The sequence below is a fragment of the Rhodoferax sp. GW821-FHT07G04 genome, from assembly GCF_059418585.1.
In genome coordinates this window covers 993,134-1,013,205 of the sequence record NZ_JBWKQD010000001.1, presented here as the reverse complement: position 1 = coordinate 1,013,205, position 20,072 = coordinate 993,134, and the positions used below count along the sequence as shown (strand labels likewise).

Annotated in this window: 19 protein-coding genes; all 19 read left to right on the top strand. The window is 61.2% G+C overall.

Annotation, left to right across the window (positions count from 1 at the left end; translation table 11 throughout):
* Nucleotides 1-12 precede the first annotated feature (12 nt).
* The 19 genes from AC07OO_RS04705 (at nt 13) to AC07OO_RS04615 (ending at nt 20,072) form a co-directional block, all read left to right on the top strand.
* The gene (locus tag AC07OO_RS04705; protein ID WP_495080887.1) at nt 13-2,157 is read left to right on the top strand and encodes an ATP-binding protein; all 2,145 of its coding nucleotides are present in this window, start codon (nt 13-15) and stop codon (nt 2,155-2,157) included.
* Nucleotides 2,157-2,525, top strand: coding sequence for a response regulator (locus AC07OO_RS04700; RefSeq protein WP_495080886.1), 369 nt, complete (start codon nt 2,157-2,159; stop codon nt 2,523-2,525). Before AC07OO_RS04705 ends, AC07OO_RS04700 begins: the two co-directional genes overlap by 1 nt.
* Nucleotide 2,526: 1 nt before the next feature.
* Nucleotides 2,527-2,973 (top strand): chemotaxis protein CheX, encoded by a 447-nt coding sequence (locus AC07OO_RS04695; protein ID WP_495080885.1) that lies wholly within the window; start codon nt 2,527-2,529, stop codon nt 2,971-2,973.
* On the top strand, nt 2,970-4,061 hold the full coding sequence (locus tag AC07OO_RS04690; protein WP_495080884.1) for a sulfate ABC transporter substrate-binding protein: 1,092 nt from the start codon (nt 2,970-2,972) through the stop codon (nt 4,059-4,061). Before AC07OO_RS04695 ends, AC07OO_RS04690 begins: the two co-directional genes overlap by 4 nt.
* 57 nt (nt 4,062-4,118) lie before the next feature.
* A complete protein-coding gene (locus AC07OO_RS04685; protein ID WP_495080883.1) occupies nt 4,119-5,147 on the top strand; it encodes a hypothetical protein in 1,029 nt (342 codons plus the stop codon).
* A gap of 24 nt (nt 5,148-5,171) precedes the next feature.
* Nucleotides 5,172-6,209 carry a phosphate ABC transporter substrate-binding protein PstS gene (pstS, locus tag AC07OO_RS04680; RefSeq protein ID WP_495080882.1) on the top strand — a complete coding sequence of 346 codons (1,038 nt, stop codon included), beginning with the start codon at nt 5,172-5,174 and terminating at the stop codon, nt 6,207-6,209.
* A 15-nt stretch (nt 6,210-6,224) separates the two neighbouring features.
* Entirely contained in the window at nt 6,225-7,088 is an 864-nt protein-coding gene (locus AC07OO_RS04675) for an ABC transporter permease subunit (protein WP_495080881.1), read from the top strand.
* Between the two features lie 11 nt (nt 7,089-7,099).
* Nucleotides 7,100-7,960 (top strand): ABC transporter ATP-binding protein, encoded by an 861-nt coding sequence (locus AC07OO_RS04670; RefSeq protein WP_495080880.1) that lies wholly within the window; start codon nt 7,100-7,102, stop codon nt 7,958-7,960.
* An 87-nt stretch (nt 7,961-8,047) separates the two neighbouring features.
* A complete protein-coding gene (locus AC07OO_RS04665) occupies nt 8,048-10,402 on the top strand; it encodes a bifunctional salicylyl-CoA 5-hydroxylase/oxidoreductase (protein WP_495080879.1) in 2,355 nt (784 codons plus the stop codon).
* Nucleotides 10,403-10,407: 5 nt separating this feature from the next.
* Nucleotides 10,408-11,181 (top strand): SDR family NAD(P)-dependent oxidoreductase, encoded by a 774-nt coding sequence (locus AC07OO_RS04660; protein ID WP_495080878.1) that lies wholly within the window; start codon nt 10,408-10,410, stop codon nt 11,179-11,181.
* Entirely contained in the window at nt 11,181-11,720 is a 540-nt protein-coding gene (locus AC07OO_RS04655) for a MarR family winged helix-turn-helix transcriptional regulator (RefSeq protein WP_495080877.1), read from the top strand. Before AC07OO_RS04660 ends, AC07OO_RS04655 begins: the two co-directional genes overlap by 1 nt.
* On the top strand, nt 11,717-12,583 hold the full coding sequence (locus AC07OO_RS04650) for an enoyl-CoA hydratase family protein (protein ID WP_495080876.1): 867 nt from the start codon (nt 11,717-11,719) through the stop codon (nt 12,581-12,583). Before AC07OO_RS04655 ends, AC07OO_RS04650 begins: the two co-directional genes overlap by 4 nt.
* A gap of 14 nt (nt 12,584-12,597) precedes the next feature.
* Nucleotides 12,598-13,764 (top strand): acyl-CoA dehydrogenase family protein, encoded by a 1,167-nt coding sequence (locus tag AC07OO_RS04645; RefSeq protein WP_495080875.1) that lies wholly within the window; start codon nt 12,598-12,600, stop codon nt 13,762-13,764.
* 45 nt (nt 13,765-13,809) lie between these two features.
* Entirely contained in the window at nt 13,810-15,423 is a 1,614-nt protein-coding gene (locus AC07OO_RS04640) for an AMP-binding protein (RefSeq protein WP_495080874.1), read from the top strand.
* Nucleotides 15,424-15,467: 44 nt separating this feature from the next.
* Nucleotides 15,468-16,670 (top strand): ABC transporter substrate-binding protein, encoded by a 1,203-nt coding sequence (locus tag AC07OO_RS04635; RefSeq protein ID WP_495080873.1) that lies wholly within the window; start codon nt 15,468-15,470, stop codon nt 16,668-16,670.
* A gap of 23 nt (nt 16,671-16,693) precedes the next feature.
* Nucleotides 16,694-17,614, top strand: a complete 921-nt coding sequence (locus tag AC07OO_RS04630; RefSeq protein WP_394784661.1) for a branched-chain amino acid ABC transporter permease — start codon at nt 16,694-16,696, stop codon at nt 17,612-17,614.
* Between the two features lie 9 nt (nt 17,615-17,623).
* Nucleotides 17,624-18,604, top strand: coding sequence for a branched-chain amino acid ABC transporter permease (locus tag AC07OO_RS04625; RefSeq protein WP_495080872.1), 981 nt, complete (start codon nt 17,624-17,626; stop codon nt 18,602-18,604).
* Nucleotides 18,601-19,365, top strand: coding sequence for an ABC transporter ATP-binding protein (locus tag AC07OO_RS04620; RefSeq protein WP_495080871.1), 765 nt, complete (start codon nt 18,601-18,603; stop codon nt 19,363-19,365). The genes AC07OO_RS04625 and AC07OO_RS04620 overlap by 4 nt, the downstream gene beginning before the upstream one ends.
* Nucleotides 19,362-20,072, top strand: coding sequence for an ABC transporter ATP-binding protein (locus AC07OO_RS04615; protein ID WP_495080870.1), 711 nt, complete (start codon nt 19,362-19,364; stop codon nt 20,070-20,072). The genes AC07OO_RS04620 and AC07OO_RS04615 overlap by 4 nt, the downstream gene beginning before the upstream one ends.

Genomic DNA, 20,072 nt, shown 5'->3' with positions numbered 1-20,072 from the left:
AGGTGACGCGCTATGTTGAACCTCGGTAAGTACCGCCTGGTCATTGTGTTGACGGGCGTTTTCCTGGTGATTTTCGGTGCGGTCATGGTGCTGACCTTCGTGATCTCGCGCCAGATCGCAGCGGACGCCGTTTCCCTCAACCTCGCGGGGCAACAACGTACCCAGGTGCAACAGGTGGTGAAGACGGTGCTGTTGTTGGAGCAGGGCGCAACCCAGGGTGTGATTGACAGCAATGGAGCCACCAGTTTCTCGGAGCTGAAGGACCTGTATTCCACAGTCGACGCATTGAATGCCGCACTGGCGGCCTTCCGCGAAGGGGGCATGCAATTGGAGACAGGTGCACGGGTCGCACTGACACCGCAGGACGATGTGCAGGCCGCAGCTTTCTTCAAATTGCTGGACGAGCTATGGGCCCCCATCAACCAGCAGGTGCAGGAGCTGCGCAAAAAAGACAACGTTACGTCGGCAGACTATGGCGCCTTGCTCCAGGTGCTGGTGCCCGACAACCTCAATTTGCTGGAGACATCGAACCTGTTGACCTCGCGCATGGAGTCACTGTCGGCGGACAAGGCTGCGGCCTTGCGCAAGATCCAGACGGCAGGGATAGCGCTGGCGTTCCTGAACTTCGCGCTCATCGTCTACGTCTTCCTGGGGCGCTTGCGTGCCAGTGACAGCGAAGTGGAGCGTATGCAGGCCGAGACTGAAAACATTTTGCGCACCATGCAAGAAGGGCTGTTTCTGCTGGACAACAACTTCCACATCGGTAGTCAGACATCCAGCGCACTGGGCCAGGTCTTGGGCGTGACGGTCAAACCCGGCGGGGACTTCCTGGCGCTGCTCAAGCCCATGGTGTCGCAAAAGACATTGGACACCACCAAGGAGTACATCGAACTGCTGCTGCGCTTTGATGTGAAGGAAAAACTGGTCGCCAGCTTGAACCCACTGGATGCCCTGGAGATCAACACCACCCGCGACAACGGGACGGTGGAGACGCGGTACCTGAATTTCCGCTTCAACCGCGTGGTCGACAAGGGCAAGATCACGCACTTGCTGGTAACGGCTTCGGACATCACCCGCCGCGTCAAGCTGGAACGTGAACTGATCAACAGTGAACGCCAAGTGCAAGACCAGATGGCCATGATGGTCTACATCCTGCAGGCCGATCCCAGCCAGATGCGCGATTTCCTGGAGGGTGCTGTTGCCGGTCTCAACCGCATCAACGAAGCGTTAAAGGGCGGCTCTGCATCCGGTGTTGCCAACGCGGACATAGACCACTTCTTCCGCATCGCGCACCGCATCAAGGGTGATGCTGCGGCGCTCAACCTGCAGGCCATAGCCACCTCGCTGCACAGCTTTGAAGATTTATTGCAGGGCCTGCGCAATAAGCCGCAGTTGCAAAACGAAGACCTGTTGCCGGTGATTGTGCGGGTGCGGACCATCTATAGCGAGCTCCATGCCATCCAGGAAGCCATGGCCCGCATTGCCCAGGTACGCGGCGTCGTGAATGTGGAGCCGCCCAAGCCGGTGGACGACCCGGTGCGCCAGAACTCGCCTTTCGTCACCCAATGGCGCAATCTGGCACAGCAGATCGCCAGCCGCAAAGGCAAGAAGGCCGATCTGACCTACCACGGTGTGGATCTCGAAAAAATCACCAAGGCCATGCGAGAAACCATAGACACCATCGTCACCCAATTTATTCGAAATGCTGTCACCCACGGTCTGGAGACGCCGCAAGAGCGTGCCCACCAGGGTAAAGAGGAGCAGGGAGCTATTGCCGTGTACCTGTCTGAGGCAGGCGACGGAGCCTTGGAGTTGAGCTTCCGGGACGACGGCGCGGGTATCAACGTTGAAAAGTTGCGTGAGGCCGCGGTACGCATTGGCTCCCTCAACCCGGAGAAGGCACGCACGGCCGACGTGCGCCAACTGACCGAACTCATCTTCAAGCCCGGCTTCTCCACACACGACACCGTGGACGAGGACGCCGGTCGCGGTGTGGGGCTGGACGTGGTGCGCGACCTGGTCGCCCGCCTGCGCGGGCGCATACACATCGGTACGGCGCCGGGCAAGTACTGCCACTTCCGTGTGCAGATTCCGTCTCACCTGTTTGCCTCATCCAATTTGGCAACGCTCGCTTTGCAGTCGGAGGCACATAGCTGATGGAACTCAAGCTCATGATCATTGACGATTCCAACGTCATACGCGGCAAGATTTCGCGCGCGTTGACACGGCACAACATGCGGGTGGTGGCAACCGCCTCGAATGGTGAGGAGGCCGTGGAGCGCTTCATGCCGGACAAGCCCGACATCGTGACCATGGACCTGACCATGCCCCGCATGGATGGTTTGGAGTGCATACGCAAGCTCAAGAAGATCAAGCCGGAGATCAAGATACTCGTCGTGTCCGCACTGGCCGACAAGGCCACCGCCATCCAGGCCTTGAAGGAAGGTGCGCAGGGCTTTCTGTGCAAACCCTTTTCCGACGACGACCTGACCGAAGCGATGGACGAATTACTTTCTGGGGCATGACATGGACGAAGACCAACTCCGCATTTTTGTAGGCATCGTTCAGAACTATTTTGAGAGCGAGACCAGCAAGGCGCCCGATACCGGCAGTCCCTATCTGGGCGATATCACCGATCTGCCCATGTTGGACTTCACCGGTGTCATCGGCATCTCAGGTGTGCGCCAGGGCTGTGTCTACATCACGGCTGGGCCGGATCTGTTGCGGGCCCTCCTATTGCATGTAGGTGAGACGGATGTGTCCGATCAGAACCTCTGCGATCTGGCCGGAGAAATAGCCAACACCATTGCAGGCAACGCGCGCCTGCACTTTGGATCGGACTTCATGATCTCTGTGCCGGTGATCGTGCGGGGGGCTGCCCAGGCTATACACATGCAGCGCAACAACAAGGCCTATGTCATTCCGTTTCGCTGGCGTAAGCACCCGGCCTCACTGGTGGTGAGCCTGCAATGAAGCGTATTGAAAAGCATCTGTCTATGACATCGGGAGCCATCGCCATGCCCACATTCCAAAGCACTACTGTCATATGCCGTTCCGGTTGGCTGCGCAGGGCAGCGCTGGCAACCTTGCTGGTGTGCGGTGCTGCACCCGCTGGGGCGGACGTCACGTTGACCAATGCATCCTACACGGCGACCAAGGAAATGTTTGCCGCCTACAACCCGGCCTTTGCCCGCTACTGGAAGACCAAGACCGGTGAGTCTGTTTCCATCACCCAATCGCATGCCAACTCCAGCACGCAGGCTGGCCTCGTCAACAACGGTATGGCGGCTGACGTGGTCACACTGTCGGTACCTTTGGATGTGGATGAGATCGCCAGCAACCATCTTGTTCCCGAGAGCTGGAAGCAGCGCCTGCCACAGGGGTCCACACCCTACTATTCCACCATCGTGTTCCTGGTCCACAAAGGTAATCCCAAAGCCGTCAAGGACTGGCCCGACCTGGTGCGTTGGGGTGTGCGCGTCGTGATGTCCAATCCCAAATCCTCAGGCGGTGCGCGCTGGAGCCATCTGGCAGCCTGGGGTTATGCGCTGAAGCGGCCCGGTGGCAATGAGGCCAGCGCCCGGGACTTCTTGAAGCGTTTGTATAACAACAACAAGGTCCTGGAGTACACCGCGCGGGGCGCCTCCAACACCTTCGTCAACCTCAAGCAAGGGGACGTCATGGTGTCCTGGGAGAACGAAGCCTTTCAGATTGTGGCGCAGTACCCCGATCTATTCCAGATCGTGGTGCCATCGGTTTCCGTGGTGGCCGAGCCACCTGTCGCCGTCATTGACAAGGTGGTGGATCAGCGGGGCTCTCGCAAAGTGGCTGAGGCCTATTTGCAATACCTCTACAGCGCCGAAGGTCAGGCCATTGCCGCCAGCCATTTCTACCGGCCCACCGACCCTGCGGTTGCGACCCAATTCGAGAAACAGTTCACACCGCTCAAGCTCTTCAAAGTGGGTGACTTGTACAAAGACTGGCAAACCATAGATCGCGTGCACTTCCAGGATGGTGGCATTTTTGACCAGGTGTATGACCAGTACCGAAACGGCTCTTAGCCGCCTTGCGCCAAAGGATCTTCCATGAAAACCCTACACACGAATTGCAGAAAGGTTTTGTTGACAGTGTCTGGCTGCGTGCTGGTTTCCTTGGCGGGCATGCCTGCATCAGCCGCCGAGTCCACCACCTTGGATGCTGCGGCTGTTCAGCGGGATGTGGGCGCCATTGCGGCCCATCTGGCCACGCTCTGCCCCACCGCGGATGCGTCCAGCCAGACAGCCTTTGATAGCTGCCGCAAAGGCATGTTCTCCAGTGCGCAACTGCAGAACAGCCTGAGCCCTTACACGCTATGGGGCCGCCAACGCGACCCCAATACCTTGCTCAAGGACGCGGTGCTGACCCAGCTTGCCCCGGAAGTGCTGACCGGTATGTATATGCCGCTGTTCATGTTTGATGGCAGCTACACGGTTAGCTACTCCGAGCGCAATGCCCTGTACCTGGCCAAGCTGGGCGTGGGTTTCCGCAACCGTCTGCAGCCGGGCCAGTTCCCTTATCCCTTCTGGCACGATGCCAACAAATGGAGCACCTATGAGAACGCCAAGGCCATGTTGTTCTGGATAGACCCCAAGAATGGCAAAGCGCGTGCCGTGCAGTTCACGCAGCTGGGCGAGGGCGCACCGGCGTTGCCTGTGCTGCACCAAACGCCACCGGCTTTTGATGGCAAGTGGTTGTGGACCGATGCAGGGGGTAAAACCCAGCCTGCGGTTACGCTGTTTGACGGACTGTTTGACGATGCCAATCCTTACAAGCAAGGCCTGGAGAGCTCCTACCGCGCGTTGGCCCTTTCCATGCGCGAGAGCCAGTGCCTGGAATGCCATGTACCTAGCAACCCCCAACGGGCCAGCAAGCTGGTGTTGTTGCAGTCGCCGGCCCATGCGGCGGCTGAAATCAAGCGCTTGTTGAAGCAAGTGCAGACCGACCGTATGCCGGTGGATGAATTCGGGCTCGAAGAGTCGCTTGACCCCAAAGTCAAAGCGCTGCTGCTGGAGCGCGGCAGAGTATTCGAGGACTACGTAGACAAGGCCAATGCCTGGGAGCGTGGTAGACACGCGTCCAGCCGATCGGCCATGGGTAGCGTGCAGTAGCTGTGGCAGCATAGGGAGGAATTTATGCGTAGGAACACTCTTCGGCCCGGCCTGTGCTTGGCGCTGGCCTTGTTGGTGGGCTTGCCCGGCGTACGCGCCGCGGAGGTCCTTGGGGCCGGCGCTTCTTTGCCTGCGCCGGTGTACGCCAAATGGGCGCGGGCTTACAAGCAGTCTACCGGCAACAAGGTGGTGTACCAGTCCATCGGTTCTGGAAGTGGGGTGGCACAAATCACTGGCAAGTCGGTCGACTTTGGTACCTCCGACAGTCCCTTGTCAGGGGCTCAGTTGGAGAAGAATGGACTGCTGCAGTTTCCCACCTTGCTGGGGGGGGTGGTTCCCATCGTCAATTTGCCCAACACCAAGCCTGGCGACGTGAAGCTGAGCGGTCAGGTGCTGGCCGACATCTATCTGGGCAAAATTGTCGAATGGGATGACAGTGCCATCGCCCAATTGAATCCCGGCGTCTCCATGCCCAATTTGGCCATCGCCGTGGTCAGGCGTTCTGACAGTTCAGGCTCCACGCTATTGTTCACCGACTACCTGTCCAAGGTCAGTTCCGAATGGAAGAACCGCTTGGGTCGCGGGGTGACTGTGCCCTGGACCGTGGGCCTGGGTGGCAAGGGCGACGAGGGTGTGGCCAAGTTCGTACAGCGCCTGCCGGGAGCCATAGGCTTTGTGGACTACGGCTATGCCTTCAACCACAATCTCACCTATACCCAGCTCAAGAATCAGAGCGGCGCTTTTGTCGCACCCAGCCCACAAAGTCTGGCGGCGGCTGTCAGCAGCAATTGGGAAAACTCCGCCTTTTCGGACATCTTGACGGAGGAGCGCAGCCAAGGTGCATGGCCCATTACGGGTGCAACCTTTGCACTGATACGCAAGGTGCAAGACAAGCCTGACCAGGCACGCGAAATTCTCAAGTTCTTCGCCTGGGCTTACAAAGAGGGCGGCAAGTCCGCCACCGAATCCAACTACGTCCCCTTGGCAGATAGCACGACCCGCGCCGTCACGGCGTTGTGGCAGGTCGTGCGCGATGGAACGGGAAAACCCCTTTACGAATGACGCAAGAGGCCAATTATGTGGGACAGCCTGACACTGCGAGCCGCCGCCATCACTCTGCTGATAGCGGCCACCGTGTTTGGCGTGTGGTTTGCTGTGACCGGTGGGGATGGTGCAACGCGGCCCACGCGGATGGACCCTGCGCAAGAGATGGAGTATGTACGGCTGCTCGGCAATGAGGCCGCGAGTGAAACCGTACGCACCGGCTTCCCCAGCCCGGCGCAAATGGGCCAAGCCGCACTGCAGCACCTGGCCAATCCCTTTTACGATTACGGCCCGAACGACAAGGGCATAGGCCTGCAACTGGGGCATTCGCTGGCGCGCGTGGCGCTGGGCTTTGTGCTGGCAGCCCTGGTGGCTATTCCTCTGGGCTTTGTGTTGGGTCAATCGCCCTTGGTTCAGCGTGCGTTGCACCCCTTCGTACAGGTTCTCAAATCGGTGTCGCCTCTGGCGTGGATGCCGCTGGCGCTGTTCAGCATCCGTGATAGCGCGCTGTCTGGTGTGTTCGTCGTGTTTGTGTGTTCCTTGTGGCCCATGCTGCTCTACACAGCGGCCGGGGTGGCGGCGGTGCGCAAGGAATGGTTGAACGTGGCCAAGACCTTGGAGGTCTCATCCACCCGCAAAACGCTCTCCCTGCTGTTGCCCGCCGCCGCGCCGGCCATCTTGACCGGCATGCGCAACGCCATGGGTATTGCATGGCTGGTCATCGTGGCGGCTGAGATGCTGGTGGGCGGTACCGGCATTGGCTGCTTCGTATGGAATGAGTGGAACAAACTGTCGCTTACCGGTGTGACACTGGCTATCGTGACGGTAGGTATGGTCGGCATGTTGCTTGACATGGCATTTGCGCATTTGCAAAAGCGTGTCAGCTATGTGGATTAGAGGAGCCCATCATGAGTGAATACTTCTTGAGCGTTGAGGGTGTCTCCAAGGCCTATGCGCCGCAAACGACTCCCGTGTTTGAAGAGGTTTCGTTTGGCATCCAAAAGGGCGAGTTCATGTGCATCGTGGGCCACGCAGGGTGTGGCAAGACCACCTTGCTAAACCTGATGGCAGGCTTGGAAGCGCCCACCACCGGCGTGGTGCGCATGGGCGGAAGGGTGGTGACAGGGCCAAGCCTGGACCGCGGCGTGGTATTCCAGAACCATGCCTTGCTTCCCTGGTTGAGCGTGCTGGAAAACGTGGTGTTTGCCATCCAATCGCGTCGTCCCACTTTCTCCAAGGATGCGCTGCACGCGCAGGCCATGCGCTTTATCAGCATGGTGGGTTTGGAGGGCGCGGAGCACAAGATGCCTGCGGAACTGTCTGCCGGCATGAAGCAGCGCGTGGGCGTTGCGCGGGCCTTTTCCATAGAGCCAAAAATGCTGTTCATGGACGAACCCTTTGGTGCGCTCGACGCCCTGGCGCGAGCCAGCATACAAGACGAGTTGCTGAAGATTTGCGAGGCCACCCACCAGACCGTGTTCTTGGTGACCCACGATGTGGATGAAGCCATACTGCTAGCCGACAAGATACTGCTGATGTCCAACGGTCCGTATGCGCATGTGGCGGAAATCGTCGTCAACACCATGCCACAGTGGCGCGACCGCACCACTATGCACCGCGACAGCCAGTACTACGCCATTCGCAACCACATGGTGGACTTTTTACTCAACCGCTCTCGCCAGATCCAGGCCGAAGGCCGCTCCAGAAAGCGGCCCGACATGGTGATGCCCGGATTGGAGCGTTGTGAACTGGTGCGCCAAGCGGCTTGATGATGGGGTTGTAGTGGTTTTCCCTCAATTGCTTGACATCTAAAGGTTTAGGTCTAAACTAATTGCAAATCCCTAGCTGGAGTTGCAATGAAGATCGTGTGCATAGGTGGCGGCCCCGCTGGGCTGTATTTGGCACTGCTGATGAAGCAGGCTAACTCGTCGCACGACATCACCGTGGTGGAGCGCAACAAGCCCTACGACACCTTTGGCTGGGGCGTGGTGTTTTCCGACGCGACGATGGACAACATGCGCGTGTGGGACCCGGCCAGTGCAGCCGAGATCGAGCAAGCCTTCAACCACTGGGACGATATCGAGCTGGGTATCAAGGGCGAAGTCATACGCTCGGGCGGCCACGGTTTTGTCGGCATCGGCCGCAAGAAGCTGCTCAACATCCTGCAGCGCCGCTGTGAAGCCTTGAACGTCAAGCTGGTGTTCGAGGTGGACGCCGAGTCCGATACGCAATACCCCGACGCCGACCTCATCATCGCCAGCGACGGCATCAACTCCCGCATCCGCGCCCTGCACCAAGATGTTTTCAAACCCGACATCGTGGTGCGGCCTAACCGCTTCATCTGGCTGGGCACACACAAGCTGTACGACGCGTTTACCTTCCTGTTCGAGAAGACCGAACACGGCTGGTTCCAGGCGCATATCTACAAGTTTGACGCGGAAACCACGACCTTCATCGTCGAGTGTCCCGAGCATGTCTGGCTGGCCCATGGCTTGGACACGGCCGACCAGGAGCAGTCCATCGCCTTCTGCGAAAAGGTGTTTGCGAAAAACCTGCAGGGTGCCAAGCTGATGACCAATGCGCGCCACCTGCGCGGCTCGGCCTGGCTGAACTTCCAGCGCGTCAAGTGTGAGCAGTGGTCGCTGTTCAATGGCCACAGCCATGTGGTGCTGATGGGTGATGCGGTGCACACGGCCCACTTTGCGATTGGTTCGGGCACCAAGCTGGCGATTGAAGACGCAATTGAACTGGCGCGCCAGTTCCGTGACCAGGGCGACACGGCCGAGCACATTCCCGCCGTGCTGGCGCGCTACCAGGCGTTGCGCCACGTAGATGTGCTGCGTCTGCAAAACGCAGCCTGGAATGCGATGGAGTGGTTCGAGGCCTGCGGTGAACGTTACTGCGACCAACTGGATGGTCCGCAGTTCATGTACTCCATGTTGACCCGCAGCCAGCGCATCAGCCACGAGAACCTGCGCCTGCGCGATGCCCAATGGTTAGCTGATTTCGAAGCCTGGTTTGCCCAGCGCGCCGGCATGCAATTGGCACCCGGCCAGGTAGCACCGCCACCCATGTTTACGCCCTATACCGTGCGCGGCTTGACCTTGAAGAACCGTGTCGTGGTATCCCCCATGGCCCAATATTCCGCAGTAGATGGCGTGGCCGGTGACTACCACCTGGTGCACCTGGGTGCCCGCGCCATGGGTGGTGCGGGCATGGTGTTTGCCGAGATGACCTGTGTCAGCGCAGAAGGTCGCATCACACCCGGATGTCCCGGCCTGTATGCGCCTGAGCACACTGCCGCTTGGAAGCGCATTGTCGATTGGGTTCATGCCAATAGCGACTGCAAGTTTGCCATGCAGATTGGCCATGCGGGCGCCAAGGCGTCTACCCGTGTGGCGTGGGAGGGCATAGACCAGCCGCTGCCCAGCGGCAACTGGCCCATCATCTCGGCTTCGGCCCAGCAGTACCTGCAAGGCGTGAGCCAAACCTCGCGTGCCATGACCCGTGCCGATATGGATGCGGTGACGGCCCAGTTTGTGGCCAGTACGCGTGCGGCGGTGGAGATCGGTGCGGACTGGCTGGAGCTGCATTGCGCGCACGGCTATCTGTTGTCCAGCTTTATCTCACCGTTGACCAACCAGCGCGACGATGCCTATGGCGGCAGTCTGGAAAACCGCTTGCGTTATCCGTTGGAAGTGTTTGCTGCCGTGCGGTCCGTGTGGCCCTTTGACAGGCCCATGTCGGTGCGTATCTCGGCGCATGATTGGGTGGAGGGCGGCATCACGCCAGATGACGCAGTGGAAATCGCCAAGGCCTTCAAGGCTGCGGGTGCCGACCTCATCGATTGTTCATCCGGCCAGGTCAGTAAAAAAGAGAAACCGGTCTATGGCCGTATGTTCCAGACACCGTTTGCCGACCGCATCCGCCAGGAAGCCGGCATAGCCACGATTGCCGTTGGCGCCATCAGTGAGGCGGACCATGTCAACAGCATCATCTCCGCCGGCCGTGCCGACTTGTGCGCTGTGGCCCGGCCGCATCTGGCCAACCCGGCCTGGACGCTGACCGAGGCCGCCAAGATTGGTTACACGGCATTGGCGTGGCCCAAGCAATACGTATCGGGCAAGGCGCAGATGGAAGCCAACTTCCAGCGCGAAAAGGCGCAGGCCGCTGCGGCGGCGATGTCCCCAGCACGCGCCGCCGAGGCCTGAAGATGATGACCGCGAACACTTTGCAGAATCGCCATGCCATCGTCACCGGCGGAGGGCAGGGCATAGGCGCAGCCATAACCCGCCTGCTGGTCGCAAAGGGCGCAAACGTCACCGTGCTGGGCCGCAAGCTGGAGACAGTGCAAGCCCTTGCCGCTGAGCAACCACAGCAGATGCACGCCGTCTGCGCCGACGTGGCGGACGCCGAGCAAGTGCAGGCTGCATTCGCTGACGCACGCGGGCGCTTCGGCCCCATCTCCATACTTATCAACAACGCCGGCCAGGCCAGTAGTGCGCCTTTCCTGAAGACCGATGCGACGCTGTGGAACCAGATGCTGGCCGTCAACCTGACCGGCACGATGCTGTGCACACAGGCCGCCGTGCCCGACATGTTGACCGCAAAGTGGGGCCGCGTCGTCAATATCGCCAGCACGGCCGGTCTGGCCGGCTATGCCTATGTGGCCGCCTACTGTGCCGCCAAACACGGTGTGGTCGGGCTGACGCGCGCACTGGCTTTGGAGTTTGCGAAGAAAGGCCTGACCGTCAACGCAGTCTGCCCGGGTTATACCGAGACCGACATCGTGCGCAGCAGCATTGCCAATGTCATGGCCAAGACCGGCCGCACCGAGGAGCAAGCCCGTGCGGAATTCACCGCAGGCAACCCCCAAGGCCGGCTGGTGCAGGCCGATGAAGTGGCCGACACCGTGGCCTGGTTGTGCGGCCCCGCCGCCAGCGCCATCACCGGGCAATCCATTGCCGTCTGCGGTGGGGAGGTCATGTAATGAGTAAGACTGACCACAGCCGCACACTGCTGAACGATGCCGACGAGTTGGGCCACGAGGCTCGCTCTAGCGGCGGTGACCATGCTGCGCTCAAACTCTGGCTGCGCATGCTGGCCTGCACCACGCAGATTGAAGACGAAATCCGCAAGCGCTTGCGCACCCGCTTTGACATCTCGCTGCCGCGTTTTGACTACATGGCCCAGCTCTACCGCCAGCCCGAGGGGCTGAAGATGAGCGAGCTGTCGCGCTTCTTGATGGTGACCGGCGGCAATGTGACCGGTGTCACCGACGAGCTGGAGCGCGAAGGCCTGGTCTCGCGCATCAACAACCCGCAAGACCGCCGCGCCTGGATCGTGTGCCTGACCGCCAAGGGTCGCGACACTTTTGAGGCCATGGCCGAAGAACACGAGCAGTGGATTCTGGAACTGTTCGCCGGGCTACCGGCCAACACCGTGCAACAGCTCTACAACCAGCTAGGCACCCTGCGTGTGCAACTGGTGCGCCAACAAGACAACCCCACCAAGGAGAACAACAAATGACCTCAGAAGCCCATACCCCCGCCCTGGACCCCGCGCTGCAAGCCGGCAACCACAAGCCCCTGGCGGGCTACCAGCCGCTGCATTTCTTGTGGAAGCTGGAGGCAGGCGTGGCCACCATCACGCTGAACCGCCCGGACCGCAAGAACCCGCTGACCTTCGACTCGTACGTGGAGTTGCGTGACCTGTTTGGCCAGCTGAAATACGCCACCGACGTGCATGCCGTGGTCGTCACCGGTGCCGGCAACAACTTCTGCTCCGGCGGTGATGTGCATGAAATCATCGGCCCGCTGATCCAGTTGAAGGCGCCCGAGCTGTTGATGTTCACCCGCATGACCGGTGACCTGGTCAAGGCCATGCGCGCCTGCCCACAGCCCATCATCGCGGCGGTGGACGGCGTGTGCGCCGGTGCCGGTGCCATCATCTCTATGGCGTCCGACATGCGCCTGGGCACCGAGCGCAGCAAGACCGCATTTTTGTTTAACCGCGTCGGCCTGGCCGGCTGCGACATGGGCGCCTGCGCCATGCTGCCACGCATCATCGGCCAGGGCCGTGCCAGCGAATGGCTGTATACCGGCCGCTCGATTGGCGGTGCCGAGGCTGAACGCAGTGGTTTCTTCAACCGCCTGTGTGCGCCCGAAGAGTTGGCCGCTGCGGCGGAAGCGCTGGCCCGCGACCTGGTGGCCGGCCCCACCTTTGCTAACGGCATGACCAAGACCATGCTGCACCAGGAATGGTCCATGTCCATAGACCAGGCGATTGAAGCCGAAGCCCAGGCACAGGCCATTTGCATGCTGACGCAGGACTACCACCGCGCGTATGCGGCCTTTGTCGTCAAGCAAAAGCCAGTCTTCCAAGGTAACTGAGTTAAGGAAAGACTATGAGCGACATCGCATACCTGGACTGGCCCTTCTTCGCGCCCCAGCACGGCGACCTGGCCCGCACGCTGGACGCCTGGGCCACCGAGCACATTTCGCAGGAGCATGGCCACGATGTAGATGCCGAGTGCAAGGCCTTAGTGGGCAAGTTGGGCGCTGCGGGTTGGCTGAAATACGCCGTGGGCGGCACAGCCTATGGTGGCGCTGGCGACAGCATAGACACCCGCTCCATCTGCCTGATCCGCGAGACGCTCGCCCGCCACAATGGATTGGCCGATTTCGCCTTTGCGATGCAGGGCCTGGGTTCCGGCGCCATCAGCCTGGCCGGCACACCCGAGCAAAAACAGCGTTACCTGACCAGGGTGGCCCGCGGCGAGGCCATTGCTGCCTTTGCATTGAGTGAACCCGATGCGGGGTCGGATGTGGCCGCCATGCAATGCAGCGCCCGCATCGAAGGCGACCATGCTGTTCTGAACGGCAGCAAGACCTGGATATCCAACGGCGGCATCGCCGATTTTTACGTGGTGTTTGCCCGCAGTGGCGAGGCACCGGGTGCCCGGGGCATCAGCGCCTTTATCGTCGACGCCGACACCCCCGGCTTTTCGATTGCCGAACGCATCGACGTCATCGCACCCCATCCCCTGGCCACATTGCGGTTCACGGAGTGCAAGGTGCCGTTGACCCAGCGCGTGGGCGCGGCGGGCGAGGGCTTCAAGGTCGCCATGCGCACGCTGGATGTATTCCGCACATCGGTGGCCGCAGCATCGCTGGGTTTTGCCCGCCGCGCGCTGGATGAAGCGCTGACCCGTGCCACCACCCGCAAGATGTTCAACCAGACGCTGGCCGACTTTCAGTTGACCCAGGCCAAGCTGGCGCAGATGGCCACCACAGTGGACAGCAGCGCCTTGCTGACCTACCGCGCCGCCTGGCAGCGCGACCAGGGCCGCAACGTGACACGTGAAGCGGCCATGGCCAAGATGGTGGCCACAGAAGGTGCGCAGCAGGTCATTGACGCTGCCGTGCAAATCTGGGGCGGTATGGGTGTTGTCAGCGGCCACATCGTTGAGCGCCTGTACCGCGAGATCCGTTCTCTGCGCATTTACGAAGGCGCGACCGAGGTGCAGCAATTGATCATCGCCAAAGACTTGCTCAAGGAAAAGTTGTCTTGACCCCAAAAGGTTTCTGTCCCGCAAGAACGCAGTAAGAGATTCACCATGTCCAGTGCCCACATCGACACCTTCGCCCGCGACAACCTACCGCCCGTTGAACAGCAACCGCAGTTCCTGTTTGACCTGCCGGAGTTGCAGTTTCCGCCGCAGTTGAATTGCGCCACGGAGTTGTTGGACCGCCATATCAGCGAGGGCAACGGCAGCCGCGTCTGCATCCGAGCACCCGGTGGCCTGAGCTGGACCTATGCCGACCTGCAGGACAAGGCCAACCGCATTGCCAATATGCTGGTTCAAGACATGGGTGTGGTTCCCGGCAACCGCGTGCTCTTGCATGCACCCAACAACGCGATGATGGTGGCCTGCTGGTTTGCCGTCGTCAAGGTTGGGGCCATTGCGGTGGCCACCATGCCGCTGCTGCGCGCCAAGGAGCTCAAACCCGTCATCGACAAGGCGCAGATTCGCCACGCCTTGTGCGATTTTCATCTGGCCACCGAAGTGCAGAGCGCGGCCCAGCAATGCCCCACGCTAAAAACCATTCGCTATTTCAACGACGACAGCACCGATGGTCTGGACGCGGCCATGGCACGCCACAGCCCGGTGTTTGCCAATGCCAACACCGCGTCGGATGACACCTGCATCATCGCCTTCACGTCGGGCACCACCGGCATCCCCAAGGCCACGATGCACTTCCACCGCGACGTGATGGCGATCTGCGCCTGCTGGCCGCGCCATGTGCTGCGGGCCACCGCCGCCGATGTGTTTATGGGCAGCCCGCCGCTGGCCTTTACCTTTGGCCTGGGTGGTTTGGTGTTGTTCCCCATGTCGGTGGGCGCGTCCACCGTGCTGCTGGAGAAGGCCGGGCCACCCCAGTTGCTGGACGCCATACAGGCCTTTGGCGCCACCGTGTTGTTCACCGCACCCACGTCCTACCGTGCTTTAGCACCGCAGGGTGAGGTATTGCGCAATGGCAGCCTGCGCCACTGCGTGTCGGCCGGAGAGGCCTTGCCGGTATCGACCCGCACGTTGTGGCGCGAAGCCACCGGCATCGAATTGATAGACGGCATTGGTGCCACCGAGTTGCTGCACATCTTTATTTCGGCCGATGAAGAGCATGCCCACCCCGGCGCCACCGGCAAGGTGGTGCCCGGTTACCAGGCGCAGGTGGTGGACGATGATGGCAAGCCGGTGCCCGTGGGCACCGTGGGCAAGCTGGCAGTGCGCGGCCCCACCGGTTGCCGTTACCTGGCTGACGAGCGCCAAACAAAATACGTGCGCAATGGCTGGAACCTGACCGGCGACGCCTACAAGATGGATGCCGACGGCTACTTTATCTACCAGGCCCGCACCGACGACATGATTGTCTCCAGCGGCTACAACATCGCCGGCCCCGAGGTCGAAGACGCTTTGCTGTTACACCCAGCCGTGGCCGAATGCGCGGTGATTGGTTGCCCCGACGACGAACGCGGTCAGATCGTCAAAGCCTTTGTCACGCTGCGTGCCGGGCATGAAGGCAATGAGGCTATGGTCAAGGCGCTGCAGGACTTTGTGAAGAACACGATTGCGCCCTACAAGTACCCGCGCGCCATCACGTTTGTCAGTATGCTTCCCCGCACCCAGACCGGAAAGCTACAGCGCTTCAAGCTGCGCGACCTGGCCTGATTCTTTTTACCCAACGCTCGTCTGATCCACCCAAAGGAACCACCGTGAACCCTAGTACACCTCGCTCCTCGCTCTTCCTGCGCACCCTGGTCGCCACTGCTGCCGCAGTGACCGCGCTGTCCGCAACGGCACAGACTTCCGAGCCGGTCAAGATCGGCCTGCTCAGCACACTGTCCGGCCCCGGTGCTGGCCTGGGTGTGGACATTCGTGATGGCTTCCAATTGGCGGTCAAGCTGGGTGGCGGCAAGCTGGGGGGGCGGGCCGCAGAGGTGGTGATTGCCGACGACCAGGCCAGCCCCGACGTGGGCCGCCAGACGGCGGACCGCCTGATCAAGCGCGACAAGGTCGACTTCTTGACCGGCATCGTGTTCTCCAACGTCATGCTGGCCGTGGGTGCACCCACCTTCCAGTCCAAGACCTTTTACATCAGCGCCAACGCCGGCCCCTCGCAGTACGCGGGTGAGCAGTGCAACCCCTATTTCTTCAGCGCGTCCTGGCAAAACGACAACCTGCACGAAGCCGTGGGCAAGACCGTGGTCGACAAGGGTTTCAAGAATGTGGCCCTGATAGCCCCCAACTACCCCGCAGGCAAGGATGCACTGGCCGGCTTCAAACGCTTCTACAAGGGCGGCATTGCGTCTGAAACCTATACCCAGCTCAACCAGCTCGACTACGGCACCGAGATTTCGCAATTGCGTGCCACCAAGCCCGACGCGGTGTATATCTTCCTGCCCGGCGGCATGGGCATCAACTTCATCAAGCAGTTTGTGGGTGCCGGTTTGTCCAAGGACATGACACTGTTTGGCCCCGGCTTCTCGGCCGATGAAGACGTCATCAAGGCCGTGGGTGAACCCATGCTGGGCATGTTCAACAGCTCGCAGTGGGCGCACGACCTGGACAACGCCGCCAACAAGACGTTTGTGGCCGCGTTTGAGAAAGAGTATGGTCGCCTGCCATCACTCTATGCAGCGCAAGGGTATGACGCAGCCAAGCTGATCGACGCCGCGGTGCGCGACAGCAAGGGCAAGCTCGATGACAAGACCGCCGTGCGCAAGGCGCTGGAAGCGGCCAAGTTTGAGTCCGTGCGCGGCGCCTTCAAGTTCAACACCAACCACTTCCCGATCCAGGACTACTACCTGCGCGTCGTCACCAAAAACGCCCAGGGCAAGGTCACCAATCGCACGCTGGGCACGGTGTTCAAGAACCAGCCCGACGCCTACGTCGGCAGCTGCAAGATGCCATCCTGAGTAAAAAGGCAGGCTGACGCGCTATGAACACCATCCTGATCCTGGAGCAAATGCTCAATGGCCTGCAGTTCGGCTTGATGCTGTTCCTGCTGGCCGCTGGGCTCACGCTGGTGTTCGGCATCATGGACATGATCAACCTGGCCCACGGCTCGCTGTACATGGTGGGCGCCTATTTGATCGCGTCCATCGCGCAGGCCACGGGCTCGTTCTGGCTGGGTCTGGGCTTTGGCATCGTGGGTACAGCCATCTTTGGCATGCTGCTGGAGATGACCGTGCTGCGCCGCCTGTACCAGCGCGACCACGTGTCGCAGGTGCTGGGCACGTTTGCTATTTTGCTGATGTGCAATGAAGGCGTGCGCATGATCTGGGGTTCGCAACCGCTGTCGCTGAATCCACCGGCGGCCTTGGCCGGCCCGGTGGAGTTGATGAGTGGTTTCTACTACCCGGCGTATCGCCTGTTCATCATTGGCGTGGGCCTGTTGGTGGCGGGTTTGTTGTATCTGTTGATAGCCCACACCCGCGTCGGCATGCAGGTGCGCGCCGGTGCGGCCAACCGCGAGATGGCCATGGCTATGGGCACCAATGTGCAACGCCTGTTCACTGCTGTGTTCGGCGTAGGCGCCGCGCTGTGTGCCGTGGCCGGTGGCATGCTCGGGCCGCTGTTGGCGGTGCAGGTGGGCATGGGCGAGAGTATTTTGATCCTGGCCTTTGTGGTCATCGTCATTGGCGGCATAGGCTCCATACGCGGTGCCTTGCTGGGCGCGCTGCTGGTGGGCATTGTGGACACTGCGGGCCGCACGTTGATACCGCCTTCGTTGGGTTATCTGGTCGGGCCAGAGGCCGCGTCCAACGCCGGCCCGGCCGTAGCCTCCATCCTGATCTATGTGCTGATGGCCGCCGTGTTGTTCTTTAAACCTAGGGGCCTGTTCCCTACCCACGGCTGACCCCCACGCATGCAAACGACACACGACACATCCGTGCCCAGCCTGCTGGACCATTCGCTGCAACTGCGCTGGTCGTTGCCGGTGCTGGCCTTGCTGGCCGCGCTGCCGTTGCTGGCATCACTTGCCGGTGACACGTTTTACGTAGGCCTGGCCACGCGCATTCTGATATTCGCGCTGGCCGCCACCAGCCTGAATTTGATACTCGGCTTTGGTGGCATGGTCAGCTTTGGCCATGCCGCGTTTGTGGGCGTGGGCGCCTACACGGTGGCTATTTTGATGCAAAGCGGCGTGGTGTCGGCCTGGGCCGCGTGGCCCATCGCCATGCTGGTCAGTGCCACGGCCGCGCTGCTGATTGGCTGGGTCAGCCTGCGCACGCAGGGCGTCTACTTCATCATGATCACACTGGCCTTTGCGCAGATGTTGTATTACCTGGTGGTCTCGCTCAAGGCCTATGGTGGCGACGATGGCATGTCGCTGGCAGGGCGCTCCAGCATGGGCCTGGGTGTCAACCTGGGTGAAGACACACACTTCTATTACGTCACGCTGGCACTGTTGGTGGCCGCCATGATGCTGATCACCCGCCTGCTGAATGCACGTTTTGGCCATGTGCTGCAGGCCATACGCGAGAACGAGGTCCGCATGACGGCGATTGGCTTCCCCGTGTTCCGCTACAAGCTGGTGGCCTTTGTGCTGGCCGGTGCGCTGGCTGGCTTGGCCGGCGCACTCTTGGCCAACCAGGGCAGTTTTGTCAGCCCGGCGTTGATGCAGTGGAACCAGTCCGGCATGCTGATGATCATGGTCATCCTGGGTGGCGTGGGCCATTTGTATGGCGGCGTGCTGGGCGCCATTGTGTTTCTGCTGTTGGAAGAATTTTTAAGCCATTACACCATCCACTGGCAACTGGGCCTGGGCGCCGTGCTGCTGGGTGTGGTGCTGCTGGCCCCCAATGGGCTGACCAGCATGCTGCGTCGCAAGGGGGCAGCAGCATGAGCGCCGCCATCGTGTTGGATGTGCAAGGTTTGGTCAAACGTTTTGGCGGCCTGACCGCCACCGACCATGCCAATTTAAGCGTTCACCAGGGCCAGATCCACGCATTGATCGGCCCCAACGGCGCCGGCAAGACCACACTGATCCACCAGATATCGGGCGCACTGCAATCCGACGCGGGCCGCATCGTGTTCAACGGTGCCGACCTGGGCGGCATGCCCATGCACCAGCGCGCACGCAAGGGCCTGGTGCGCTCGTACCAGATCACCAGCATCTTCAAAAAGTTATCCGTGCTGGACAACCTGGCGCTGGCCGTGCAGGCCGTGGACGGCAGCAGCATGACTTTCTGGCGCGCCGCGCGCACCGAGAGCGCGCGTTATGCCGCAGCCGCAGCCGTTGCCGAACGCGTGGGCTTGGGCCAGCACATGAACCGATTGTGTGGCGCACTGTCACACGGCGAACAGCGCCAGCTGGAAGTGGGCCTGGCACTGGCCACCAAACCCCAGTTGCTGCTGCTGGACGAACCCATGGCCGGCATGGGGCCGGACGAATCCGAACGCATGGTCACGCTGCTGCAAAGCCTGCGCGGCGAGACCACGATATTGCTGGTGGAGCACGACATGGACGCCGTCTTCCGCCTGGCCGACACCATCTCGGTACTGGTGTTTGGCAAGGTCATCGCCAGCGGCAACGCACAGTCCATACGCGACAACGCCGAGGTGCGCAAAGCCTACCTGGGTGATGAGGTGGAGGCCGCACAATGACCGCGCTGCTGGAAATCGACGACCTACAAACCGCCTACGGCCCCAGCCAGGTGTTATTTGGCATCAGCCTGCGCATAGAGCAGGGCGGTGTGTCCACACTGTTGGGCCGCAACGGCATGGGCAAGACCACCACCGTGCGCTCCCTGCTGGGCCTGACACCCAGCCACAGCGGCACGGTGCGTTTTATGGGTGAACGCATCGAGCGGCTTAGCGCCGACCGCATCGCGCGCATGGGCATGGCTGTGGTGCCCGAAGGCCGCATGATCTTCCCCACGCTCAGCGTGGCCGAAAACCTGCGCGCCTTTGCCGGCAACCGCAATGCATCCAGCAACCCGTGGACGCTGGACCGCGTCTATGCGCTGTTCCCGCGCCTGGCCGAGCGCGCGCGCAACATGGGCAACCAGTTGTCGGGTGGCGAACAGCAAATGCTGGCCATAGGCCGCGCGCTGATGACCAACCCGCACCTGCTGGTGCTGGACGAAGCCACCGAAGGCCTGGCCCCGCTGATACGCGAAGACATCTGGCGCTGCCTGGCCACGCTGCGCGCGCAGGGCCAGAGCATTCTGGTCATCGACAAATACGTGCAGCGCCTGGTGCAACTGGCCGACCAACACACCATCATCGAGCGCGGCCGCGTGGTGTGGGCGGGCAGCTCCCAGCAGTTGGGTGCGGACCCCAGCCTGTGGCACCGCTATATCGGGGTCTAG

What these genes read in the sequence shown, in the direction of transcription:
- AC07OO_RS04705 (WP_495080887.1), top strand. Translation starts at nt 13, where the DNA reads ATGTTGAACCTCGGTAAGTACCGCCTGGTCATTGTGTTGACGGGCGTT.
- AC07OO_RS04700 (WP_495080886.1), top strand. Translation starts at nt 2,157, where the DNA reads ATGGAACTCAAGCTCATGATCATTGACGATTCCAACGTCATACGCGGC.
- AC07OO_RS04695 (WP_495080885.1), top strand. Translation starts at nt 2,527, where the DNA reads ATGGACGAAGACCAACTCCGCATTTTTGTAGGCATCGTTCAGAACTAT.
- AC07OO_RS04690 (WP_495080884.1), top strand. Translation starts at nt 2,970, where the DNA reads ATGAAGCGTATTGAAAAGCATCTGTCTATGACATCGGGAGCCATCGCC.
- pstS (WP_495080882.1), top strand. Translation starts at nt 5,172, where the DNA reads ATGCGTAGGAACACTCTTCGGCCCGGCCTGTGCTTGGCGCTGGCCTTG.
- AC07OO_RS04675 (WP_495080881.1), top strand. Translation starts at nt 6,225, where the DNA reads ATGTGGGACAGCCTGACACTGCGAGCCGCCGCCATCACTCTGCTGATA.
- AC07OO_RS04670 (WP_495080880.1), top strand. Translation starts at nt 7,100, where the DNA reads ATGAGTGAATACTTCTTGAGCGTTGAGGGTGTCTCCAAGGCCTATGCG.
- AC07OO_RS04665 (WP_495080879.1), top strand. Translation starts at nt 8,048, where the DNA reads ATGAAGATCGTGTGCATAGGTGGCGGCCCCGCTGGGCTGTATTTGGCA.
- AC07OO_RS04660 (WP_495080878.1), top strand. Translation starts at nt 10,408, where the DNA reads ATGACCGCGAACACTTTGCAGAATCGCCATGCCATCGTCACCGGCGGA.
- AC07OO_RS04655 (WP_495080877.1), top strand. Translation starts at nt 11,181, where the DNA reads ATGAGTAAGACTGACCACAGCCGCACACTGCTGAACGATGCCGACGAG.
- AC07OO_RS04650 (WP_495080876.1), top strand. Translation starts at nt 11,717, where the DNA reads ATGACCTCAGAAGCCCATACCCCCGCCCTGGACCCCGCGCTGCAAGCC.
- AC07OO_RS04645 (WP_495080875.1), top strand. Translation starts at nt 12,598, where the DNA reads ATGAGCGACATCGCATACCTGGACTGGCCCTTCTTCGCGCCCCAGCAC.
- AC07OO_RS04640 (WP_495080874.1), top strand. Translation starts at nt 13,810, where the DNA reads ATGTCCAGTGCCCACATCGACACCTTCGCCCGCGACAACCTACCGCCC.
- AC07OO_RS04630 (WP_394784661.1), top strand. Translation starts at nt 16,694, where the DNA reads ATGAACACCATCCTGATCCTGGAGCAAATGCTCAATGGCCTGCAGTTC.
- AC07OO_RS04625 (WP_495080872.1), top strand. Translation starts at nt 17,624, where the DNA reads ATGCAAACGACACACGACACATCCGTGCCCAGCCTGCTGGACCATTCG.
- AC07OO_RS04620 (WP_495080871.1), top strand. Translation starts at nt 18,601, where the DNA reads ATGAGCGCCGCCATCGTGTTGGATGTGCAAGGTTTGGTCAAACGTTTT.
- AC07OO_RS04615 (WP_495080870.1), top strand. Translation starts at nt 19,362, where the DNA reads ATGACCGCGCTGCTGGAAATCGACGACCTACAAACCGCCTACGGCCCC.